This window comes from Barnesiella intestinihominis YIT 11860 (genome assembly GCF_000296465.1).
Taxonomy (GTDB): domain Bacteria; phylum Bacteroidota; class Bacteroidia; order Bacteroidales; family Barnesiellaceae; genus Barnesiella; species Barnesiella intestinihominis.
The window spans coordinates 1,137,811-1,161,301 of record NZ_JH815203.1 but is presented as its reverse complement, the minus strand read 5'-3'; the positions used below and the strand labels follow the sequence as shown (position 1 = coordinate 1,161,301).

Here is a 23,491-nt window from a genome sequence, read left to right as displayed (position 1 = left end):
TATCATGAAGAATGAACAAGCCGTGAAGGCGGCTTTCGAGTATGCCGCCGAACGTTATGCCGCCATAGGCGTAGACGTGAACGAAGTGTTGAAAAAAATGCAGGGAATATCTTTGTCGCTGCATTGCTGGCAGACCGACGATGTTTCAGGATTTGAAAATCCCGACGGCGAATTGACCGGCGGAATACAGGCTACGGGAAATTATCCCGGTAAAGCTCGCAATATCGACGAAGTGCGTGCCGATTTGCTTAAAGTGAAATCTTTGTTGCCCGGTTCGCATCGCATCAATTTGCACGAGGTGTATGGCGATTTCGGCGGTAAGAAGGTCGATCGTGACGAGGTTACTCCCGATCACTTTACCAGTTGGATGCAATGGGCCAAAGAGAACGGATTGAAGCTCGATTTTAATTCCACTTCGTTTTCCCACCCTAAAAGCGGCATGCTTACACTTGCCAATCCCGACGATTCGATTCGTGAATTTTGGGTAGAACATACTCGTCGTTGCCGGTGGATCGCCGACGAGATGGGAAAATATCAGAACGATCCTTGTATCATGAATCTTTGGATTCACGACGGTTCCAAAGATACGACCGTCAACAGGCTCTATTATCGTCAGTTGTTGGAACAGTCTCTCGACCGTATTTTCGCTACCGAGTACCGGCACATGAAAGATTGTATCGAAGCCAAACTTTTCGGTATCGGAGCCGAGAGTTATACCGTGGGGTCGTATGATTTTTATTTGGGTTACGGCGTGAAGCACAATAAGATCGTGACTCTCGATACCGGTCACTTCCATTTGACCGAAAGTATCGCCGACAAGATTTCCTCGTTGCTGTTGTTTACGCCCGAAATCATGTTGCATGTGAGTCGTCCCATTCGTTGGGATTCCGACCACGTGACGATTATGAACGACGACACGCTCGACTTGGCTCATGAAGTGGTTCGTTGCGATGCCCTTTCGAGAGTGCACATCGGTCTCGATTATTTCGATGCTTCTATCAACCGTATCGGGGCTTATGTCATTGGGTCGCGGGCTACACAGAAGTGTTTCTTGCAAGCGTTGCTCGAACCGCTTGCCCTGTTGCGAAAATATGAGGCCGAAGGGCGTTTCTTCGAACGTCTCGCTTTGCTCGAAGAGTGCAAGAGCCTGCCGTGGAATGCTGTTTGGGATTATTTCTGCCTGACGAACGATGTGCCCGTGGGTGAAGATTATATCGCCGACATCGAGGCTTATGAGAAAAATGTGACTTCCAAACGCCAGTAACGAGCCATGAATATTCTCATAGGGTTATTGATTATTGCCGTAGGGAGTTTCGGCCAGTCGAGCTCTTATGTGCCTATCAAGAAAGTGAAATCTTGGAGCTGGGAGAGTTTCTGGCTCGTGCAGGGGATTTTCGCATGGTTGGTGTTCCCCTTGTTGGGTGCGTTTCTGGCGGTTCCGACGGGTCATAGTCTCGGGGAACTCTACTCCGAGGGTATTCCGTTCATGTCTGTCTTGTACGGTGTGCTGTGGGGAGTGGGCGGATTGACTTTCGGGTTGAGTATGCGCTATCTCGGTGTCGCCCTCGGACAGTCTATTTCGTTGGGTACTTGTGCGGCTTTCGGTACATTGCTTCCGGCTTTGTTTGCGGGAACGAATCTGTTTCGCGGCGAAGGTCTCGTCTTGTTGGCCGGGGTGTGCATTACGTTGGCCGGTATTGCGGTGATCGGTTATGCAGGTAGTTTGAAGGCTCGGAATATGAGCGATGAGGAGAAGCAGAAAGCTATACGCGATTTCGCTTTTACCAAAGGGATTTCGGTCGCCTTGCTCGCCGGTATGATGAGTGCCTGTTTCAGTCTCGGACTCGAAGCCGGAGCCGAAGTGCAGCAGACGGCATTGGCGTTGGGTGCGTCCGACTTGTTCGCCCTTAACCCGGTGATCCTGTTGGTTACATTAGGCGGTTTTTGCACCAATGCGGCGTATTGCCTGTGGCAGAATATCAAGAATCGTACCGGCAGGGAGTATTTCTCGGTATCGGTATCGACAGGAGTCAATAACTTATTGTTTTGCGCTTTGGCGGGTTTGCTTTGGTATTCTCAATTCTTCGGGTTGGGCATGGGAAAAAGTTTCTTCACCGGTTCGCCGGTCATGCTGGCTTTCTCGTGGAGCATATTGATGTCGCTGAATGTTATTTTCAGCAACGTGTGGGGAATTTTGTTAAAAGAGTGGAACGGGGTAGGACGGCGGACCGTAACCGTATTGATCGCCGGGTTGCTGATTCTTATCTTCTCGACGGTTTTCCCCAATTTGGTAAACAGTAATTTATAATGAAATAAAAGAGATGAAACTGATTAAAAACGATAAACTCGAATGCCAGATCGCCGATGTCGCCGAAGTGGCTGGTTATTTGTGGCAACGAGGGTGGGCCGAACGAAACGGCGGAAATATTTCGGTGAACGTTACGGATCTATTGACCGATGAAGAGAAGGCATTGCCTGCCATTTCCGAGCGATACCCGTTACCCAAAGTGATGAATGCATTGAAAGGGAATTTCTTTTTGGTGACAGGTACGAACCGGCGTATGCGTTATGTCGCTTCGCACCCGATGGAAAATATGGCGGTGATCCGTATTTCCGATACGGGAGATTGGTATGAAATTATCGCCGATAATCCGGTACGGCCTACATCGGAACTTCCTTCGCATCTCTCGATGCACGACTATTTGAAAGGCCGTGGCATCGACAATAAGGTCGTGTTGCATACCCACCCCACCGATTTGGTGGCGATGACCCATAACCGGGCGTTCTTACAGCCCGATGTACTGGGAAAACTGTTGTGGTCTATGATTCCCGAAACGCGGGTTATCGTACCCAAAGGTTTGGGTATCGTGCCTTATAAGTTGCCCGGTTCGCTCGAACTGGCCGATGCCACTATCCGGTTGCTCGACCGTTACGATGTGGTTATGTGGGAGAAGCATGGAGCATTGGCTGTCGGTGGCGATGTGATCGAGTGTTTCGATATGATCGATACGCTGTCTAAATCGGCGCAGATTTATTTGCAGGCTCGTGCGATGGGATTCGAGCCCGAAGGCCTGACCGACGAACAATCCGAGGAGCTTCGCAAAGCATTTCGTTTGGTTTGAAAATTTGATTTTATATCATCGGGGAAAGGCTCTTTTGTGTGGGTGTCTCCAACACCTCCCCTGTGTTTTGTTGTCAAACAAAATATAGGGGAAGTGTCACGTAGTGACGGAGGGGTTGAATGTCATCAAAAATCTACTCAGCAGTTTTTTACCCCTCTTCTTAGCAATTATCGTTCCTTCGGTGTCTCCCTTATATTGCTCTGCAATTCCCCGTAATGCTATGGGAGACGGCAGGGGAGAAGGTTGATACCTTTGAATACAGGAACAGGGTGGTGCGTCCCCCTTTCCTCCTACCTCGCAAATTTTCTACTGAATCTAAAAATGAGGGATATATCGAGTGGTTTCGATATATCCCTTTTGGTTAAGATCCCTCTGTTTTTGTAGGCAAATTTTTTTTTATTTTTAGAATATGTGAAGATCCCTATTTAACCCAATAAATGTAGATTGTATAATGATATTTGAATAGTTAAATAATATTTCTAAATGTAAATAAATAGATATATTTATTAGGTTTAAACCAACGTATTATACTTGTATCCTACACCGATACTTCCCTCGATACTCCACCGAGGTGTTAAAATCCATTGATAACCGTAAGATAACCCGGCTCCGTAAGTGTTGCCTTGATAACGATATTTTTTAACATCGGGAAAAATTCCGAAAGGAAGCGGAACTTGTCCGGCATTGAAATGGGTGTATAATACATGAAGCCCGAAGAAATGCCCGTTGAACTTTTGACAGAGCCAATAACGCACTTCGGGTTGTACGCGGATATGCTTCCATTTTCGGTTATCCCTGAAAGTGAATGGATTATAGTAGATATGAGTATTCAACGTCCAACGATCGTCCAATCCTATTTCCGCTCCCAACGTCGGTGTGGCGGTAGCCCAACCGAGGAGATTACTCTTTACCGCTATCTTTTGCGCCGTACCGGTCAAACAAATAGCCGATAATAATATTATTATAATTATATTTAGGATTCTCTTCATCTATTTGTCTAATTATGTGAGGATTAGTACAAAATATATTTTTTATAACTCAAATCGTTTTATTCGCCCCATATATTTTTTATCAATTATAATAACCTTCTAATTTTTAGGCAATAACAGATTTTGCATCATTTGTTATTGCCCCGCTTCCCCATTACTACCATTTGAAATACGGTGACAAAGTTACAATATTTTAGAATTATTACAATACAAATACGATGACTATATTTTATTTTAACAGATTGATTTTTATATTATTAATAAAAACTTTGAAATTTATTTGTATTGTAAGCCTTTACAAACAATAAAATTCATCGGGGAAAACACGCTAAAAATATAGCCGATTTATACGTTCGATTATTACCAGTGTCGTACTTGCGGGCGTAAAATAGGCGACGGCCATAAAGGCTATCTTGCTCCTACCGAAGCCGCGATTTCTATAATCTATATACTGAAATGAGAGCGATGAAAAGATATATAGTGTTTCTGCCGGTTTTTGTCTGGGCTATATTTTTTGCCGGGGCCGAGGTGAAGGTCGAGAATGCTTCGATACACCGTTCGGGAGATAGTATTCGGGTAAGTTTCAAAATTTTGGTTCCGTCGGGAACAGTTGCTTCCGATTATGTACAAAGGCTTATTCCCGTTATCGAGAACGGTGTGGATTCTTTGGCTCTCGACGAAATAGAGATTATAGGCAAGCGTAAACAAAAGTTACGCCGCCGGGAAGCCGTGCTTTCGGGGAAAACGTATGAAGTTCCTTTTTATCAGACCGTCGATGGCGGCGAGTTGCAATACGATTGCGTGCTGCCTTATGAAAAATGGATGGGTAGAGCCCCTGTCGATCTCAGCCTGTTATGTGAGCGCGAGGGGTGTTGCAAGGTCGAACCTTTGCCGGGCATCTTTCTTTGTTCCGATGTGAAACTGCGTCCTCCTTATGTCCCTTCGGTACAGCCGGTGGCATTGATACCGAGCGTGGCGGAACGGTTGGCCGAGGTCGAAAAGGTTTTGTTCCCGATGGCAGAGTACGAGCCCTATTCCGATTCGATGACCGTGTGGAGGGATCGGGGAGCATTGAAAGTCTATTTCCCTCTCGATAAGTCCGACTTGCGTCGCGATTACCGAAACAACGATGTGACGCTCGGTAGAATCGTCGATATATTGAGGCAGATCTATGCCGACGACCGTTCCGATGTCGGGAAGATATTGATTGTCGGGTTTGCTTCGCCCGAGGGTCCTCTCGGCCGGAATACCCGTTTGGCAGGCACTCGCGCCGAGGTCTTGAAGGAGTATGTAAACAGTTATCTCGAATTGCCGGATAGCCTCTACGAGGTAGCCAACGGGGGCGAGGCATGGGGCGAATTGCGCGATCGGGTGGAAGAAAGCACATTCGATTGCCGGGACGAGATGCTCGATATTATCGACCATACGGCCGATCTCGGCCGTCGGGAGTGGTTGTTGCGCCGGCTGGACGGTGGAGAGCCTTTCAAGGAGCTGTTGCGCTCGGTATTCTCCGACCAACGTAATTCGGGATACATGAGGGTTTATTATACTTCGGAGCCGGATTACAACGCTATAAAGATCAACCAAGCACAAGGTATGATTGCCGAGGGCGATTTCGACGGGGCTGTCTCTTTGCTTCGACCCATACGGGAAGACAAACGCTGTTTGAACACTCTCGCGACAGCCTATTATCGTTTGGGCGATAAAGCGACGGCATTGGACTTGTTCAAGCAGGCAGCCGCTATGGGTGACAAAGTAGCTATTCAAAACTTGGAAAATATAGAAAACGATTATTAATCTTTTAACAAAAACAATTACGAAGATGAAAACAATGAAAACAAAATGGACAAAAGCCGGGACTATGTTCCTTGCTGCTGCCGCAGTTCTGTCGTCTTGTTCCAACGAAGAGGTTATTCCGGGGGGAGAGACTCCTGTGGGGGAAAGAGATGCTGTCAAGACGAGTTTCTCGTTCGCTATTCCTTCGCCGGTATCCCGTGCTACCAGCGACGATGTTCAAGGCAACGACAATTTCTTGGGTATAGAAAGTTTGAGGTTAATGCCTTTTTCAAATTTGAGCGGCGATTATGTAGGAGCCAATTCGGTATTGGCCGGTGCTACCCAGTTGACAGGTGCTGAAATCACGAATGGTGAGGCCAAGAATTTTGTAAAAACGTTTACCGACGTAACTATTCCTTCCGGCGACATCGCTTTTCTTTTTTACGGTAAAGCCAAGCATGACGCTGCTTACAAAGGTGTTTTGGAGATGACACCCGATGCTTCGGTTACCTCTTTGACTCCTGCCGACATAGCGTTTACTTTGAAGAATATTACCGAAGGTACTTATACCGGTGGTTCCTATTCTACCGCAGCCGCTTTGATAGAGGCGTGGAAAACGAATGTTACGGATGCATTGGCTACTTATGTCGGTAGTTTGACAGATGGTGAGGAGAAGAATAAGGCAACAGAGTTGCAGAATGGTTACTTTTCGTTCAATAGCGCTTCTTTGGAAAATCTGAAATTGGCTTTACAGTATCTTTCGGACGGGTTGAACGAATTACATACGAAATACTCTACGCCAGCAGCCAATACGGCAAAGACATCGGTCGATAATATGGCGACAGAGTTGGCAAAAGATGCTTACAAAGATTTCCCCGCCAATCTTCCGAAAGGAGCGTATAAATTGGATAACGGTATTATCGTGTTCGATGAGAACGGCCCCGGCGGTTCGGGTATTGTTACGAGCGGTTCTTCGAAGGCATACAGCTATCCTTCTTCTTTGTATTATTGGACCAATGCCTATCCGGTAGCTTATTCGACTCTTCCGACATTTACTAATTGGAATAATGGTGTTTATAACGGAGCTCGTACGCCGATTACGGTAGCGACGACGAAGATTGCTTTGAACAAAACGATCAATTACGGTGTGGCACGTCTCGATGTGAAAGCTGCATTCAAATCGGCCGACGGTACAGTTCCGGCCGGTAAAAATACTAAGGTGACTTTGGCCAACCATAATTTTGTTGTAAAAGGTATATTGATTGGTGGTCTGCCCGATAAACTGGATTGGGAAATGCATCCTTCTGCTGCCGACACTTATTCCAAGATTGTATATGACAACAGAATGAATACCAATGATTACGAATTGACGAAAGCCGCTACTCCCGATTTTGCTGGTATGACTCCATTTATATACAGCTTATTGCCCGAGACGGCCGATTGTTCTACCGGTAATGCAGAAGATTTGGGACATACACCCAATATTGCTTTGGAGGTCTTGAATGACGGTCCTCAATTCTACGGTTTAGACGGCAATTTGGTTCCCGAAGGCGGAACGTTCTACTTGGTAGGAAAGCTGACTTATAAGAAGGACAACAGTAAGAGTGAAGTCGTTCGCGTATTCCAGCAGGATTACAATACGACGGCGAACTTGTCTATCAATTCGTTGGCAAAAGCCTACAATACGGTTCCCGACCTGATTAACCCGCGTTTGGAATTGGCATTGGCTGTCGATATAGACTGGAAAGCCGGTTTGGTTATCGATGTACCTATCGGCGATTGATTTCGAAAAAAATAGTTAAACTGTAAAATTTGTCTCCGGTGAATCGGGAGCGTTTCGATTCGCCGGAGATATTTCCTCAAAAAAATAAATATCGAGAAAATGAAAACAGGTGATTGGCAAAGATGGGTTGTCGGGGGAATCTTTTTCGCGTTGCTGCCGTTATCGAGCGGTTGCATCGACGACAACATGTCCGATTGCAACAATTTCACCGTCAGATATAGAATAGAACTGTCTACCCATACACAGGCATTTTCGGGTAGAATGGAGAATCTCAATATGCATTTTTATGACGGTAACAAATCGCTCGCTTATCATGAGTATGTAGAGCGGGAACGAATGCCGTCGAACAATATCTACGCTATTACCCTGCCTGCAAACGATTATCACCATTTTGCCATTGCCAATATTTCGCAGGCGAGTTGTGTGAAATGTTCCGACCTCGGTGTCGCGTCCGATCGTTATAAATTGTCTTATGAGTCGGCGGCCGATACGGTATCTTCGCATGTTTCGGAACTGTATGTCGGGAGGGAACGATTTACGATAGCGGACAGAAATCAGTTTATCGAGGTAGTTTTGACGCCTTGTATTTCCAAGACGAGGTTACACCTCAGTTATGGAACCGATCCCGTCGTCCCGGTAAAACGGGTAGAGGGATATGTCAATGAAACCGCAACCGGTTTTTTGTGTAACGACAGTCTTTATGAGTACGACCGCCCCGTTGTCGTACAGATGAATGAAGCGGGGAAAGATGAAAACGGACTGGCGCTTTTCGAAGCTGTTTCGTTCCCGTCGAGGAATGAGGCGAGAGCAGGAGCGAAGTCTTTGAATCGTAACCCATCGGAGGAAAATGCTATCTGGAATACCGATGTTTACGTTACCATAGGAGATAAAATAACACGAAATACGATCAATCTGACCGAGCCGCTTCCCGCCGGAGAGTGTATAGAAATATACGGTGTGGTGAGGGACGACGGCAGTATAGATATCGGTCACAATGTGCAGGCGACTGTGGCGGTGACTATCGACTGGAAGCCGGGAGGAGATATCGATGTGGATATATAATATTCCCGCATGCGGGCAGATTGTCGAATATAGGTTTAATCGAATAGGAGCTTTGATGTTGAAACAGAGATATGCGATAATGGCACTTTTGTTCGCTACATGGTTGCTCGGCGGCTGTGGAGGCGAGAACTCGTTGCAGCCCGGCAGTCCGTCGGAACCGCAGGAGACGGCGAGCGTGACGTTGAGTATATACACCGGCCGGGAAATTTCGAGAGCGGTGGGGCTTCCGGGAGACCCCGGGACATCGCCGGAGATGCCTGATGCCATCGAAAATATCAACCTGTTCATGTATGTAGAGCCTAAAAACGGCGCTGCCGCTTACATGGAACATTATTATATAGAGCTGCCCGAAAGCACGGCCTATTATGAGTTTCAAGCCATAGACGTGCCGAAGTGCACCGCCTCGTTTTATGCTATCGTCAATGCCGGCAGTCACTACGAATGGGATGCCCTGTCGACGGAAGACGAGGTGATGGCGTTGACGACGATCGCCACGCCTTCGCGCGATTTATATGCCGGTACTTTGCTTGACCTCGAATTGGTTCAAATGAAGCATTCGGGAGTTATCGATGCCGGGCTGGTGGCTTCTAAGGTCGATATTATGTACAATATAGGGACGGCTATATCCAATTACAATGCCAAGCCAGCCGGACAGAAAGAACATGGGGACTGTACGTCGGCGAAAGTCGTTTCATTGAAGTTGAAAAATGTACCCAAAGAGGGAAAATTCTTTGCCGTGAGGTCGAATGACCCCGTCGTCGATCACGTGGTCAGCCTTACCGGTAGTTCGGGACCGGGTCAATCGGCATGGATTAACGGGCGATACGACTGTTATCTCTACGATAGCGGTACGCTCGATATAGAGCTGGTCGTGCAGAGCGTATATGCAGACACTTATGTAAAGATGACTACTTATAACATACACGTCGATACCCCCGAGGACTTGGCGGTTGCGCCGTATTATTTGCTGCGGTTCGATGTGGTGGGATTTACGCAAACGGAATATAATTATCGATGGACAGCTTCGATATAGAAAAGGAATTATAGGTTATGTTGAACGGAAGAAATAGAGAAATTATTGATTTTGCAGGCCGTGTTTCCGATGTGTCGAAACGCATGGGATATTCGGCGGGATTGCTGCTATTGTTTCTGTTGTCGCTGACGAGCTTACCGGTAGAGGCTCAGTCGAATATCCAGCCGGCTCAACCGGCCTTCAATTTGCGACGCATATATGTTTCCCCCGAAGGAGCCGGTACGTTCGACGGTTCTTCGTGGGCGAATGCTGCTAAGGGTTCCGATTTGCAAATGATTCTTCGTTCTACCGATACATGGAATGCTATTAACTCTACATTGCAGATATGGATTGCGGCGGGTACTTATGTCCCGACCGAACCACTCCTTCCCGGCGATGAACAGAGTGCCTCGTTTGTCTTGAAAGGAAATCAGGTCGTTGTTTACGGCGGTTTTCGCGGGCAAGTGTTCGACGATTTAGGAGCTTTGGTCTATGAGGGGGAGAACAGTCTCGAAGAGAGAGAATACGGCAATGTCTATTCGGGCGACCGGCAGGAGCCGTGGGCGTTGAAGAACCAGACTATTTTATCGGGCGACCGATTGAGAAACGATGTAGTCGGTACGGATAACATGTTCTCTTCGCTCGACCCGACCCAGAATACCACCCGGACAGACAATCTCCATACGGTAGTTACTTTCGATCCGTCGAGTGTGGACGTGATGCTCGACGGGATAACTATTGTCGGGGGCTCTGCCGATGGAGACGGTAATTCGGGGCGCGGCGGAGGTGTATCGCTCGACGGTATCGGTTGCGGCATACAGCGATGCCTGTTCTATTTTAATTTTGCCTCGAAAGGAGGAGCCGTTTATATGCATAAGAATAGCGGTTCGGACTCCCAACCGTGTTTTGTCTATAACTCGGTGTTGGTATCCAATTCGGCATTCCGTCGCGACGGGTTCGGATATGGAGGCGGTATCTATTCCGAAGCAGGAGTCGTTTTCGACAATGTCGTTTACAATAATAACGGGGGCGGTATTTGTGTATACGATGAGACCTCGATTGTCAATAATACGATTGTCAACAACCAGTTGTATGGTATAGGTCGTCCGGCCGATACCGATGTGGCGGGTTCTTCGATCAGCGTATCCAACTCGGTTATATGGAGTATCAACCCGTTGAACCATGCGGGATTGAAGGGATTCGATGCTCTTGTCGACCGTGTCTCGAATTGTGCGATCGTCGATTGGGACGAAACGAAAGGCAACGATAATATTTCGTTGTTGCCTTATAATGACCATACGGGTTCTGTGCCCAATTTTATCAATCCTACGACTCAGATAGGGGCTATATTGGAGCCTGTGTATGCCGATTTGGGCGTTTCGTTTTTGTTGCGTCAAAATTCTGTGCTCCTGTCGAAAGCCGAGGGTTCTTGGATGACGACGTTGAACACGTATTACGGGACCGATGTTTCTTACGACATTGCCGGGAAGCCGAGGATAGTCAGTAAGACGCTGGATATAGGAGCTTATCAATATCAGCCGGTTTCGGGCAGAAATATATTGTATGTTCGTCAGCTTTCGCCCGACGAACCGCCTCTTGCCGACGGTGAAGTCCGGGACGGAAGTACATGGCGTTTGGCCGTGCAAGATGTGCAGATGGCGATCGATCAACTATATGCCCGGAATGTAGTGGGAGAGGTGTGGGTCGCCGGTGGAACGTATTACCCCACGGCAGCATTTACCGATGAGTCGGGTATAAGGGGCCGTACGGAAAGGCATCGTTCTTTCATCATGCGTAGCGGTATCTCGGTTTACGGAGGATTCCGGGGACAAACCGGCGACGAAGGGATAAACAACAGTACGACTCGTCCCCGCGACCCGGACCATCTCGATGTTCAATGGGCGTTTGCCAATCGTACGATATTCAGCGGAGATGTCGACCGGAACGACGATTCGCAGAAAGGTTGGCGTTGGAATGCCGGAGAGAAGAAATGGGAGCAATATTACGGGCGCAACTCCTACCATGTGGTATGGTTCGCTTCCGAGGGATTTAACGAAAGAACCACGAAGTACGAAGCCGTTACGGCAAAGCCGCTTCCCGTGGAGACGACTCTCGACGGTGTCGTGGTTACGGGCGGTTGCGCCGACTATGGCGAGCGCGGAGAATCGACCCGTATGGGCGGTGGAATCTATTTGACCGAGAACGGAGTCGTGTCGAATTGTATCATTTATCAAAACTTTGCCTTGACTCGCGGTGGCGGGGTGATGATGAATAACGGCGGAATGTTGGTGAACAGCATGGTCTTTCGCAATGCTTCGCCCGGAGTGCAGGTGCGCAACGGATTGGGCGGCGGCGTGTACATATTGGGGAACGGAACCGTTTTCAGAACGGTAATAACCAACAATACGGCTCGCGTGGGCGGCGGTGTGTATGTCGATGAGGCGGAGTATAACAATCCTGCATACGAAGAATCGTTAGACGATATGTACCGGGGCGTCTTGGTGAACACGCTCGTTTCCAACAATACCTCTTCGTCCGATGCGGGAGCGGTCTATTTCGATAAGTTGGGAGGGCTTTCTTCCTCTACGGTGGTTAAGAACTATTGTTCGGCGGTGGCTTCCGACCAAGAAGGGAATTCGGGCGGTATGATCGTCGATGGATATGGCATAGTCTATAATTCGGTTCTTTGGGGAAATGCGACCCTCGAACATACTCGGCAATTTTACGGAAAAAACGGAAAGACGGCCGAGTCGAATGTGCCGGCTTCGATACAGGTTTATAATACGGCGCTGCAAAATCTTTCCAATACGATTTGGGGCGTGAATACCGTGACTCAAAAAACGTATGCCTTGTCCGATCAAAATTCAAAAGGACGTTCTTCTATCGCTTATGATTCCAGTTTCCCCGATTTTACCAATGTGAGAGTCGGCAATGTCGACGTTATCAACAATGAGGCCGGCGTGTACCAGACGACAGCTGCCGATGTCGAAGGCACTCAAACGCTCGACAATGCGTTGCGAACTATTTATGACGTACAGCGTTGGGTTCCGTCCGAATTTTCTGCCCTACAAAGAAAAGGAGGCAGCCAATCCGAGGCTCCGTATGTCAGATATGCTCCGGTGAAAACACAGTTTTATGTCGCGATGACCGATATTCTCAGCAAAGCGTTCGTCGAGCCTCGTGTCTTAGGAGCTTTCGCTTCCGATCGTCCGTCTTTGCAATATAGCGTCATAGAAGATAACGGTGTAAAGAAACTGGTTATTTTTGTCGACCCGTCGGTCGATACGGATCTTTCGGGCGAGTCTTGGGAATCTCCGATTATATCGGGGAACTCGGCCATCGAATATTTGGCGGAACTCCCGGACACCGAATATCCCGGTTGCCCTCGTGAGATATGGGTGAAGGAGGGGACGATAAATCCGGTATGGAAAGCTATCGGCAGTGACCGTCGCACTTCGTCGGTCGTTTTGCGGGGAGGCGTTTCCTTGTATGGCGGTTTCAATTCCAAATTGAGAGGTACGGAAGGCTCTACGGTTCCCGGACGGACGTTTGTCCCGACAGGGAGCGATGTCGCCGAACCGATGCGTAATCCGGTGGATTTCCGTACGGTGTTCGACGGTACGTTGGCCGGAGGGAACCTTTATCATGTGGTAACTATGTCTGACGACGGAGAAGCCATTCTCGACGGGTTTCATATCGTCAACGGAAATGCATCGACCGGTTCTTCGGTTATCAAGACAGGGGGCGGTGTGCTGCACGAATATGGCACATTGTATATCCGCAATTGCATGATCGAGAATAATGTCGCAACGAACGGAGCCGGAATCGTTATGTTGGGTACGACGAAAAAATTGGTAATGACCAATACGGTGGTGAATAATAATACCAATACGGGATTGGCGAGCGAATCCTTTTATTCGGCGATAACCCTCGAAAACGATGCTCGTCTCAATCACTGCACGATTATACATAACAATGCCCCGGGCATCTGTGCGATGAATGGGCAGCTGAGGCTCTATAATTCGGTTTTGTGGGGAAATACTTCGACCGGGACTATCGCTCCCGAAGACATACAAATTACAGGAGAGGCCACTACGCTCGATATTCGCAACAATGCTATCCAGAATGCTCCGGAAGAATGGAATCTGTGGAGTGAGAACATACAGTTAAGCGTCGTTCAGGGCGATCCGTTATATCCGGCTTTTGTCAATCCGACCCGAAATGTCGGTGCAGTTTCGTCCGGATACGATACGCCGTTGGGCGGTCCCGCACGATTCGAACCGACTTGCGAATCACCGTTGGTGATTGCCGGTGACGAAAGTATAGTTGGTGATCCGGATTTGGCTCTTGATGCCGATATTACGGGGCATAATTTCGCTGTGGGTGGAGCCCCCGATATAGGAGCTTATGAGGCTACTTGTCTGAATCCTGTCGGTTCGGTTCTTTACGTGCGTAGCGGGCCTGCCGGTACGGCCTCTTCTCCTCAAACCTCTTATTTCGGTACGGGAGACGGTTCTTCGTGGGCGAACGCTATCAATGGAAATGCGTGGTATGGATTCGACGACGGTCTGCCTTATGATCAAATCGAATACGATAGCCGCGATGCTACCGACTATATTACCGGTTTGCAGTATGCTGTCAACGAGGCATACAAGACATCGTTGAAAAAAGACGGAAGCGGTCGGATCGCTTATGAGACATTGAATTATACAGATTATACATACAATCAAACGAACGGTCGTAGTGCATCGGTACAAATACCTGTCGGTGTCGATACGACGGCTTTGGTCGAAGTGTGGGTAGCCGAGGGCGAATATACCAGCCGGCGGGGATTCTTTATGCGGGATGCCGTGCAAGTGTACGGCGGATTTCCCAAGACCGGTACACCCGGGAAAGACGAGCGCAATCCCCGCGTCTACAATACGATTATACAGACGATGACTACCGCCGAGGCGAATGCTGTTACTTCGCTCGATGGGTATGCTCCTTATTTCGATATGGATGCCGGTGGATCGACGAGTCAGTTCTATGAATTGAACAGTCGATACGATAATGCGAATAAAGTTCGTAGGGTACTTACCCAGCCTTTCCCGTATTATGAGGACGGAGGTCGTTTGGAAGCGGGTTCGCAGGGACAGGCTTCGACCGAGACTAATAATGTGGCGTTGAATCCATTTGTTATCGAGACGATATGGGACGGATTTATAATACAAAACGGTCGAACTCGAATACGTCACGGAAAAGATGGCGGTGCAGGGGTAGCCTTGCGGAAAAATGGACGGCTCGAAAACTGTATTATCCGAAACAATTATAATGTAGCATCCCGTAGTCGTGGCGGAGGTGCATTTTGTAACGACGGAACATTTTCCAATTGTTCGTTTTTCAATAACGATATGCCGGCATTGGGGAGCGATTACGGAGAACAATACGGCGGGGGTGTTTACATGCGTTACGGTACGTTGTACAATTGCGTGTTTGCCGGTAATTCCGTATCTGGCGGTAATTCCAACGGTCAGGCCGTTTATATCGAAGTAGCCGATTTTTATAACAATACGATTGCCGACAACTCCGGTAGCGGTGCAGCCATTTATTGCGGTTATTGGTTTGCCGATGGTGCGGCCAATATTTACAATACCATTATTTATAATAATTCGGGCTCGTCTCAGGTGCAGGCTCATAGCAATGTAGTGTTGAGAACTTCGCATTGTTGTTATCCCTCGGGTTCTATATCGGGAGTCTCTGGTGCTAACTTGACGCAAGACAACATTATCAATCAAGTTCCGCAATTCGTGGATCGTTCGTCGGGAAATAAAGAAAATAACGACTATCGTTTACAGGGCACTTCACCCTGTATCAATGCCGGGAATAATAGTCCCGAAGGGATTACATTACCCGAAACCGATATGGATTATACCGATCGTTTCAAAGATTGTTCTATCGATATAGGGGCATACGAAATAGACCAAAGCGAGCCGATTATGCCCGCTATCAAGACTATCGACGGAGAACAGGTGGGAGTCATTTATGTGACGAAGGCGGCTAACGGTACGGTAGACGGTTCGTCGTGGGCGAATGCCGCTTGCGAAGCGAAATTACAAAAAGCTCTCAACTGGGCAGGTTATATTATTCACAATAAGGAGACGTACGCATCGGGTCGATATAGAGATATTACTCGCATTCAAGTGAGGATTGCGAAAGGCACTTATTATCCTACCGATGTCGTTCTTCCCGATCAGCCTCGTACCGCTTCGTTTATTATTCCGGCAGGGATAGAGGTGTATGGAGGGTTTGCGGGAATCTCTGACGACGAGACCGTGGACGGACGTAATATGCGTTTGAACAGGACTTTTTTCAACGGTATGATCGGCAGTTCGACAGAAGAAAGCGCCTATCGTGTCGTAACGTTCGGCATGAAGCAGCATAAAGACAACGCCACGATGCCTGCCGAGGGCGCAGCTTATTACGACGATCCCAACCCCGAAATAGCTTTGCTCAACGGTGTTTATATCGTTTATGGAAATGCCAATCACCCGTCTGACGAAGAGTGGCAGTCGGGTGGCGGTGTTAAGGTTACGTCGAACGGATTGTTGCAGAATTGTGCCGTTTTCAACTGTGCCGCTTCCGATAAGGGCGGAGGAGTTTACTTAGCTCCGGGCGGCCGGATTACCGGTTCGATAGTTTATAATAACGTGGGAGCCAATGGCGGAGGTATTTATGCCGACGACTCTTCGATGGTCGTAAATTGTACGGTAGTCGATAACACGACTGTAAACAATGGCTCCGGTGGTGGTATATCGATAGGCGTGAAGCCGATTATCATCAATTCTGTATTCTGGATGAACGATTCCGGTAACGGGAAAAATATATACGGAAACATGTCCCAGCAGGTCGATACGACCTTTACGGGCGTGCGGTATCAAAACTATATCTTTAATCATTGTGCGGTCGAAGGTATCAAAGTCGTGGGTTTCGGAAACATGGCGTTGACGAGTACGAATGAGAATACATCGACCATAGTGGGCTTGAATGCTCCCGGTTTTACCGACCCCGATAACCTCGATTTTACTTTGAAACGTGTATCGGCGTTGATTCGTGCCGGTATCGGAGCCGAGCAGCCGGGCTCTCCGCTCATGGAGGCATTGCATGTTTCTCGACTCGATTTGCTCGGAACGAATCGTTTTTATAAAGAGGATTCTTCTTTGCGGGATTATTTCGAGATAGGAGCTTTTGCTTATGACGGGATATTTGTTATCGACCCTGCGGGAGATACCGAAGCCGAAAAGGGGGCAGACGGAATCTACCGGTTGTATGTGTCGCAAACGGCACAGGGGTTGGCGAACGGCCGCAGTTGGCGAAACGCTTTGGGCGATATACAGCAAGCTCTCGATTATTTCGGGAATGATGCCAATTTCGAACACGATCCGAATAAGGATACTCGCCGGTGCGAGATATGGGTCTCGAAGGGAACGTATAACCCGAAAACTTCGGTGAAAGAGGATAATTGGGGAACTTCTTTTATTCTTAACAGATATTCATCGATATACGGAGGATTCCGGGGCAGTAACTTGCCTTATTACGAGAGTTGGATAGAATCGTTTAAAGTGGAACCCTCGAAGCGTGTCGATGCCACCGGTGTATGGAACAAAGGAGACTATTCCTATACATTGGGCGGCAATGGAGAGATTACCTTTTATCCAGAGGTAAAGGCATTGGAGGACGAACCCTCTTCGTGGTTCTTACATTTCACGACCGATGAGAAGTCACCGTCATCTCCTGTTGTGACGGTCAATGGCTTCCAACTCCCTCATGAGCTGGAATTGCCGGTCATCGCCACCGACAGCACTACCGAGTATATTTACGATTTGCGCTATCTGGCTATCGGAAATACCGATTGGGCGACAGCTCCGGTCATCGAGGCTGTTCGCGTCTCGGGATTACCGGCCGGTGTGAAGTTGTATAGCGCTACGATCGATAATCGCAAGAATTCCACAACGGTATCGACGGAAATTCTCGATACCGATATTCTTCATCAGACTTCTACGGGTGTTCCTTATGATGCCTCGGTGAGCTTGAATAATCTTTCGCAAGCGGAAAAATCGAATACATATTCTTCCAATGTCTCCGATTATTATGCTGCCGGAAATTCGGCAGGAGCATACGGTATGCATTATTGTCCAAGTTCTAATTGGGCATCTATTACAGTTTCGGGGAACGACGGTGTCGTATTAACAAACGAGAGGGAACGTGTTTTATGGTGGTATAATTATTTTAATCCATCATTAGGTGCTTATTTCCGTTTTCCACAGGCAGTGAAATACGAAAGAACAAACCCGAGTAATCGGTATTTGCATGCAACGATACATATTACCGATTTGAGTAAAGGGAACGAGGACGGCAGGTTGCGTATACAGTTATATTCGACAGCCGGTGTAAGAAAGTCTTTGCTTATAAATGGAAGAGTTAGTAATGGAGAGTACAACCTGACGGTGGATTTAAAGACCGGATTGGTATATAACGGCGCTTCCTCCGTAGAGATTAGTGATGAGGAAAATACATTGTCCGATGGCGATATGCTTTCGCTCGTCTCTGTTCATCCTTATTTCGGTGGAGAAGCTGCATATACCGTGGAAATTAGCGATATAACGATAGACAATAAGAATCAGTCGGGGAATACGGTTTCGGAGTTGGATATTAATATCGTTACGGAAGAAGAAACTCAGGCTATGCCTTCATCGGACCAGTATTACGAAGGGGAGGCATTTTTGAGCGAGCGACCTCGTCAAGATTGGAACGGGAACGGCTTGCTCGAAGATTTCGAGTACGCTAATGAAACGATTCTTTCGGGCGATATAGGCGGCGGTTCCGGTAATTCGCATGTGGCTTATTATGAAGACTCGGAGGCTACTCGCAGGGTTGTACTTGATGGAATAAAGATGGTAAAAGGTAACTCGTCGTGTATCGATCATGGAGGCGGGGCTTTATGTGCTTTGGCTCCGATTGCTTTGCGCAATTGCCAATTGTTGCTCAATACGGCCGATTTCGGGGGAGGAGCCGTGTATGCCAGCGATATAGAGATCTATGGTTCTATATTGGGCGGGAACGAGGCTTCCGGTAAATCGGGAGGTGCGGTTTATCTGCGGGAAGGTGGGAAGTCGCTCATCGTCAATACGGTGATTTACAACAATACGGCATCGACGGGCTCGGCCTATTATGCCGAATCCGGTTCGACATCGCAGTTAATCAACAATACGATCGTGCGTAATGCCTATGCCGAGAATGTGTCGGGCGATGTAACATCGGGTAGTACCGTTTATTCGGCTTCGACAGCCGGTAATAATCTTACCAATACGGTTATCTGGGGGAATGACGATGCCGAACGTATCAATGCAGATCATTGGGAAATTATTACTTCGGCAGCCGATGTCGATGAAGATGCAGGAAATTTCGAGGTCTTTCTGGATCGGGCTAATGAAGCGGTTATGGGGCCTCGGTTCGGATTTCCCAGCGATTATGCCGGAGCGGGAAATTATTTCGCTTCTGCCGATTTCTCTCTGCCTTCGCTCTCGACGCTGGTTAACCGGGGTACGAATGGCGGTACACGCCGACTGAATACGGTTATCGAAATGAATCCCGACGGCTCGGTGAAGAGTACGACAATTACGACGGAACCTGTCGTACTCGATGGTTCCGGCAAGGGATATTATGCCGTGCAGAAAGTGTCGGGACGCGAGAATGTGCCGGATACGCTGAACAGTAAATGGCGTATTACCAAAGAGCCCGATACATATCACATTATTAAGAAAGACGGTGTAGATATGATCGATGTGAAAGAGTGGAAAGAGGGGACGATCGATATAGGGGCTTATGAATATGAAACGGTATCGTTGACTCCTTTCGGCGGTAATATACTGTATGTGAAGAGTTCCGAAGCAGTTTCGGATAAAGAAAACAACGGAGAAACGTGGGAAAGGGCTACGTCTAACATTCATCAGGCTATTCAGGTACTGTTGCTCAGCCCCAATAAAAAAGATAAATATATCAAGATTGCTTCGGGCGACTATGTGCCGTTCCTGCAAGACGGGACAAGCGGTTATTCGTTCGTTTTGGAGAAACCCGATGTGGGAAATCTGGAATACTCGACCAAGAGTTTGACATTGAGGGGCGGATATCCCAACAACATCACGGGGACCGATGTCGCTATGGATAATTTGCGTGATCCTATATTGTACCCGACTTATATCAGAGGAAATCGAAACGATTCGAAACACCTCGTTTATATAGACGAGTCGATGGATACGGCCGGGGAAAACGGGGCGTTGGCTCCTGTAAACATAGAGGGCTTTACTTTTGTCGGTGGAAATGCGGCCGATGCGACAGGCGAGGGTTCGACCGGTGCGGCCGTGTATGCAGCCAATGGCAGTACGACGATTCGGAACAGCGTGTTTGTCGATAATACGGCTGCCGGAGAAAAAGGTGCGGCTGTGTATCTGAATAAAGGCAATATATATAATACCGTGCTTCATTCCAACAAGGCTTGGGGGCTTGCTTTGAACGGGACGGGCAACATTGTCAGCAACACGATAGCCGATAACTCCAAAGGCGGATTGTACGCACGTGGAGCGCTTGTCGCCGAACCTTTGCAGATCTATAACAATATATTTTGGAGGAATTATACTTCGGCTGTTCCTACTGTCGGAGATTTGAACAACCAGATAGATGTGCAGAATGCGACCCTGTACAGCAATGCGGTTCAGGTGGACGATGCGACGGCAGAGCAGCCGAATGCCGAGTATGTTTATTGGAATAGTTCCGCAGGTGTCGTATTGGGCGATAAGGCTGCCAATATCAATAAAACATTAAGTTCCGACAATGAGGATATGTCGTACGGTCCCCGTTTCGAAGCTCCCGATGAAGCGACTCCGTTGGATAAAAAGTATAACATACGTCCGGGGCGTAAACTGATCAATACGGGGTATCGATACATGACGGGCGACTCATATAATAAAGCGGAAAACGATAAATGGTACACCGATTTATTTGCGTATTATCCGTTCGGTTCGGTGGAAGAGCCTGTGGCTCCCGGCGATTCGCTGGCGAGAGTTATGTTCGTGGATGCCGGAGGCAATCGTCGTATAGCCGGTAACAGCATAGATATAGGTGCTTATGAGTACCAACGGTTGTTCTATCCTAATTTATATGTGAAGCTTAACGGATTCGGATTGGGTTCCAGTTGGGACGATGCTATGGGCGATTTACAGGAAGCCATTTATTCGGCGTACTATTCGGGAGACCCGGAAGAGAGCGGAACTTATGGTACGGTGTGGGTAGCCGGCGGAGACTACGTTTTGCCTACGACTTTACAGTGGATGGCAAATGTGAAAGTTTATGGCGGATTCCGGGGAACCAACGAAACGAAGCTGACTCAACGTCCCGGTTTGTTGGAAAAGAATGCACCGGAAAGTATCCTTTCGGTAGAGGCGGAAGGGGTTCCTGTCGTGCGTTCAGACAATGACCGTGCCGCCGGGACGATTGTGGAGAATTGGGCGGAATTGAATGGCTTTCATATTACGGGAAGCAAAAACAGCTCGGCGGTGATCGTCGCCGATTCGTTCGCCATCGTCAATAGTGTCATATATAATAATGTGAACCCCGACGGTGCTGTGGTGGAAACGGACGGGCTGCTCTACAATGTTTTGGTGCATGACAATACGGTGAAAGAAGGCAGCTCCGCTGTCGTATTGGACGAGCATGCGGCAGCCATTCATGTGACAGCCCCTGGCGAGGGAGCACAAATCGGCGGCACGGGAAAGATAATCAATACGATAAACGGAGAGGTGACCTCGGTGTCGGGGAATGCGTATAGTCCGCTTTATGTCGGGGATTATATTACCGATGATACACATTTGCGTTATCAGCTATCCGACCAGAAAGATGCAGTCTTGTTTGGAATAGGAGCTTTACAGGAAACAGGTGTAGACCATGAAGGAAATCCGGTGACGACTATCGGTGGATATACAGTGCCTAAGATCAGGAATGGTAAGGAATATACCGATATTATCGATCTGTCTACCGATTGCGATGTGCTGGGTAATGTGCGGCTGTTTACCGATAAGTTTCATGGGGAAGGTGAAGTAATTCGCCCGGATTACGGTTGTTTCGAAACTTGGAATACGACTCCGCAGAAGGTTGTCAACGTGAGCGATAATTATTATCCTCATGCGGGAAGCGTCGTCTATGTCGGCAAGGAAAGTGAAGTGCGGCTGACCGATGCCCTTACGAAAGATTTCGCACCGTCCTATTTGTTGCTTCATCATGCTGCGGGTTTGTGGACAGGAGAGCATGCCGTATCGCTTTATAATCTGGCCATAGAGCGTGATTTGAAACCGCTTATTAATGATACGACAGCTTCTTGGGATATGGTGAGTCTGCCATTCTCTCTTGAAGTCGGGAACGGTACGATGTTGAACGGCATTACGATAGACGGTTTGCCGGTAGAGGCTATACAGGCCGGAGATGAATCGGGGGACGACAAGAACCGTTTATATTTATACGAGTATGACGGGGCTAAGCGAGCCGAAGATTTGTATAGCGTAGTTGCTCCTCAGAATAGTAAATATTGGGCGTTTGAAAATAACCAGATGGGCGCGAATGTCGGTTATCTCATGGCGACTCCTTCTGCTTCGGATGCGGTGACTGTGCGTTTCTCGAAATCTTCATCGGCATTGCCTGTTTATGAAGAATCGGCAGAAGAAGGGAAAAGTATTTTGTTGAAACAGCATAATTTGAAGACTTTGGTCGGTGGCCGTCCTCATTTTACGTATAAAGAAAATATGGGTTGGAATCTTTTCGGTGTGCCTTATTTGTGCTCTTATACTACCGAAAGAATGAGTATCGACCATATACTCTATACTTATGACCCGGAGGCCAGCCGTTTTGTTTCGATAAATTCGTGGGAAGGAAACACGATTGCTCCTTTCTCGGCGGTATTCACGCAGACTGCTACGGTGAAGGAATCGGAGGAACTTCTGTTTGCCAAGCCTGTTATCCCGTTGAATACGTTGCCGACTCCTCACGGTGTACAGTTGAAAATTTCGGGGAGTAATTTATCGGCGGGTTGCGACTATGTATCGGTTATTGCCGATAATGTGTACGGAGAACCCATGAATTTCGACATGGGAAACGATGCGTTGAAAATGATGAGTTTCGACCCGAGGATTCCGCAGATTTATGTCTACAATGAAAAGGGAGTCCGATTTGCTCATACTCAAACGGCCGATATCGAAGGGGAAACTCCGGTGGGTATCTATACCGGCGAATCGGGAATTTATGAAATATCGTTGACCGAAGATTCGGAATATGATCGTTATGATGCTGTGGTTCTTACCGATAGATCGACGGGTCGGAAAGTGGACTTGAAACATGTGCCGTATAGTTTTACGGTAGATGATCGAGCGATGGAAACGGGACGTTTCTCTCTATCCTTTAAAACTCTTTCCGATGAAATGCAGCAGCCTACATTCTATTCTCTGGGAAAACGACAATTGCGAATCGTTAATTTGCAAGGTGGCGAAAGTATAGGTATTTACGATACGCTCGGGCGTCAGAGAGCGAGTCGCAAAGCCTATGGGGAAAGTGAGGAATTTGAACTCGAATCGGGAGTCTATATGATACGTATCGAAGGAAGTAGTTTAGTTAAGGGGAAAGTGGTAGTGAAATAGTTTTTGAGTTGGCGACACTTATCGTTGGT

Annotated in this window: 10 protein-coding genes; 9 read left to right on the top strand and 1 reads right to left on the bottom strand. The window is 47.8% G+C overall.

What is annotated here, in order from left to right:
* The first annotated feature begins 4 nt into the window (after positions 1–4).
* From HMPREF9448_RS04540 to rhaD, 3 genes are read left to right on the top strand one after another with little or no spacing between them, the layout of a single operon-like run.
* The gene (locus HMPREF9448_RS04540) at positions 5–1,264 is read left to right on the top strand and encodes an L-rhamnose isomerase (RefSeq protein ID WP_008861419.1); all 1,260 of its coding nucleotides are present in this window, start codon (positions 5–7) and stop codon (positions 1,262–1,264) included.
* Between the two features lie 6 nt (positions 1,265–1,270).
* On the top strand, positions 1,271–2,308 hold the full coding sequence (rhaT, locus tag HMPREF9448_RS04535) for an L-rhamnose/proton symporter RhaT (RefSeq protein ID WP_008861418.1): 1,038 nt from the start codon (positions 1,271–1,273) through the stop codon (positions 2,306–2,308).
* A 13-nt stretch (positions 2,309–2,321) separates the two neighbouring features.
* On the top strand, positions 2,322–3,122 hold the full coding sequence (gene rhaD / locus HMPREF9448_RS04530; protein ID WP_008861417.1) for a rhamnulose-1-phosphate aldolase: 801 nt from the start codon (positions 2,322–2,324) through the stop codon (positions 3,120–3,122).
* Positions 3,123–3,634: 512 nt separating this feature from the next.
* On the opposite strand, the gene HMPREF9448_RS04525 is transcribed toward rhaD, so the two are convergent.
* Positions 3,635–4,111, bottom strand: a complete 477-nt coding sequence (locus HMPREF9448_RS04525; protein ID WP_008861416.1) for a DUF3575 domain-containing protein — start codon at positions 4,109–4,111, stop codon at positions 3,635–3,637.
* 343 nt (positions 4,112–4,454) lie between these two features.
* Between HMPREF9448_RS04525 and HMPREF9448_RS14990 the strand changes: the two genes are divergently transcribed.
* The 6 genes from HMPREF9448_RS14990 (at position 4,455) to HMPREF9448_RS04500 (ending at position 23,462) form a co-directional block, all read left to right on the top strand.
* Complete coding sequence (locus tag HMPREF9448_RS14990) at positions 4,455–4,571, top strand: DUF3575 domain-containing protein (RefSeq protein ID WP_083855842.1); 117 nt, start codon at positions 4,455–4,457, stop codon at positions 4,569–4,571.
* A gap of 5 nt (positions 4,572–4,576) precedes the next feature.
* Positions 4,577–5,908, top strand: coding sequence for a hypothetical protein (locus HMPREF9448_RS04520; RefSeq protein ID WP_051008890.1), 1,332 nt, complete (start codon positions 4,577–4,579; stop codon positions 5,906–5,908).
* A gap of 25 nt (positions 5,909–5,933) precedes the next feature.
* Positions 5,934–7,670, top strand: coding sequence for a hypothetical protein (locus tag HMPREF9448_RS04515; protein WP_008861414.1), 1,737 nt, complete (start codon positions 5,934–5,936; stop codon positions 7,668–7,670).
* Between the two features lie 99 nt (positions 7,671–7,769).
* The gene (locus HMPREF9448_RS04510; protein ID WP_008861413.1) at positions 7,770–8,732 is read left to right on the top strand and encodes a FimB/Mfa2 family fimbrial subunit; all 963 of its coding nucleotides are present in this window, start codon (positions 7,770–7,772) and stop codon (positions 8,730–8,732) included.
* 55 nt (positions 8,733–8,787) lie between these two features.
* Positions 8,788–9,765: a hypothetical protein gene (locus HMPREF9448_RS04505; protein WP_157260336.1), complete on the top strand. Its 978-nt coding sequence runs from the start codon at positions 8,788–8,790 to the stop codon at positions 9,763–9,765.
* A gap of 17 nt (positions 9,766–9,782) precedes the next feature.
* The gene (locus HMPREF9448_RS04500) at positions 9,783–23,462 is read left to right on the top strand and encodes a choice-of-anchor Q domain-containing protein (protein WP_008861411.1); all 13,680 of its coding nucleotides are present in this window, start codon (positions 9,783–9,785) and stop codon (positions 23,460–23,462) included.
* Positions 23,463–23,491 lie beyond the last annotated feature (29 nt).

Coding starts and splice junctions, on each gene's coding strand:
- rhaD (WP_008861417.1), top strand. CDS start 2,322: ATGAAACTGATTAAAAACGATAAACTCGAATGCCAGATCGCCGATGTC.
- HMPREF9448_RS04505 (WP_157260336.1), top strand. CDS start 8,788: ATGTTGAAACAGAGATATGCGATAATGGCACTTTTGTTCGCTACATGG.
- HMPREF9448_RS04500 (WP_008861411.1), top strand. CDS start 9,783: ATGTTGAACGGAAGAAATAGAGAAATTATTGATTTTGCAGGCCGTGTT.
- rhaT (WP_008861418.1), top strand. CDS start 1,271: ATGAATATTCTCATAGGGTTATTGATTATTGCCGTAGGGAGTTTCGGC.
- HMPREF9448_RS04520 (WP_051008890.1), top strand. CDS start 4,577: ATGAAAAGATATATAGTGTTTCTGCCGGTTTTTGTCTGGGCTATATTT.
- HMPREF9448_RS04515 (WP_008861414.1), top strand. CDS start 5,934: ATGAAAACAATGAAAACAAAATGGACAAAAGCCGGGACTATGTTCCTT.
- HMPREF9448_RS04525 (WP_008861416.1), bottom strand. CDS start 4,111: ATGAAGAGAATCCTAAATATAATTATAATAATATTATTATCGGCTATT.
- HMPREF9448_RS04540 (WP_008861419.1), top strand. CDS start 5: ATGAAGAATGAACAAGCCGTGAAGGCGGCTTTCGAGTATGCCGCCGAA.
- HMPREF9448_RS04510 (WP_008861413.1), top strand. CDS start 7,770: ATGAAAACAGGTGATTGGCAAAGATGGGTTGTCGGGGGAATCTTTTTC.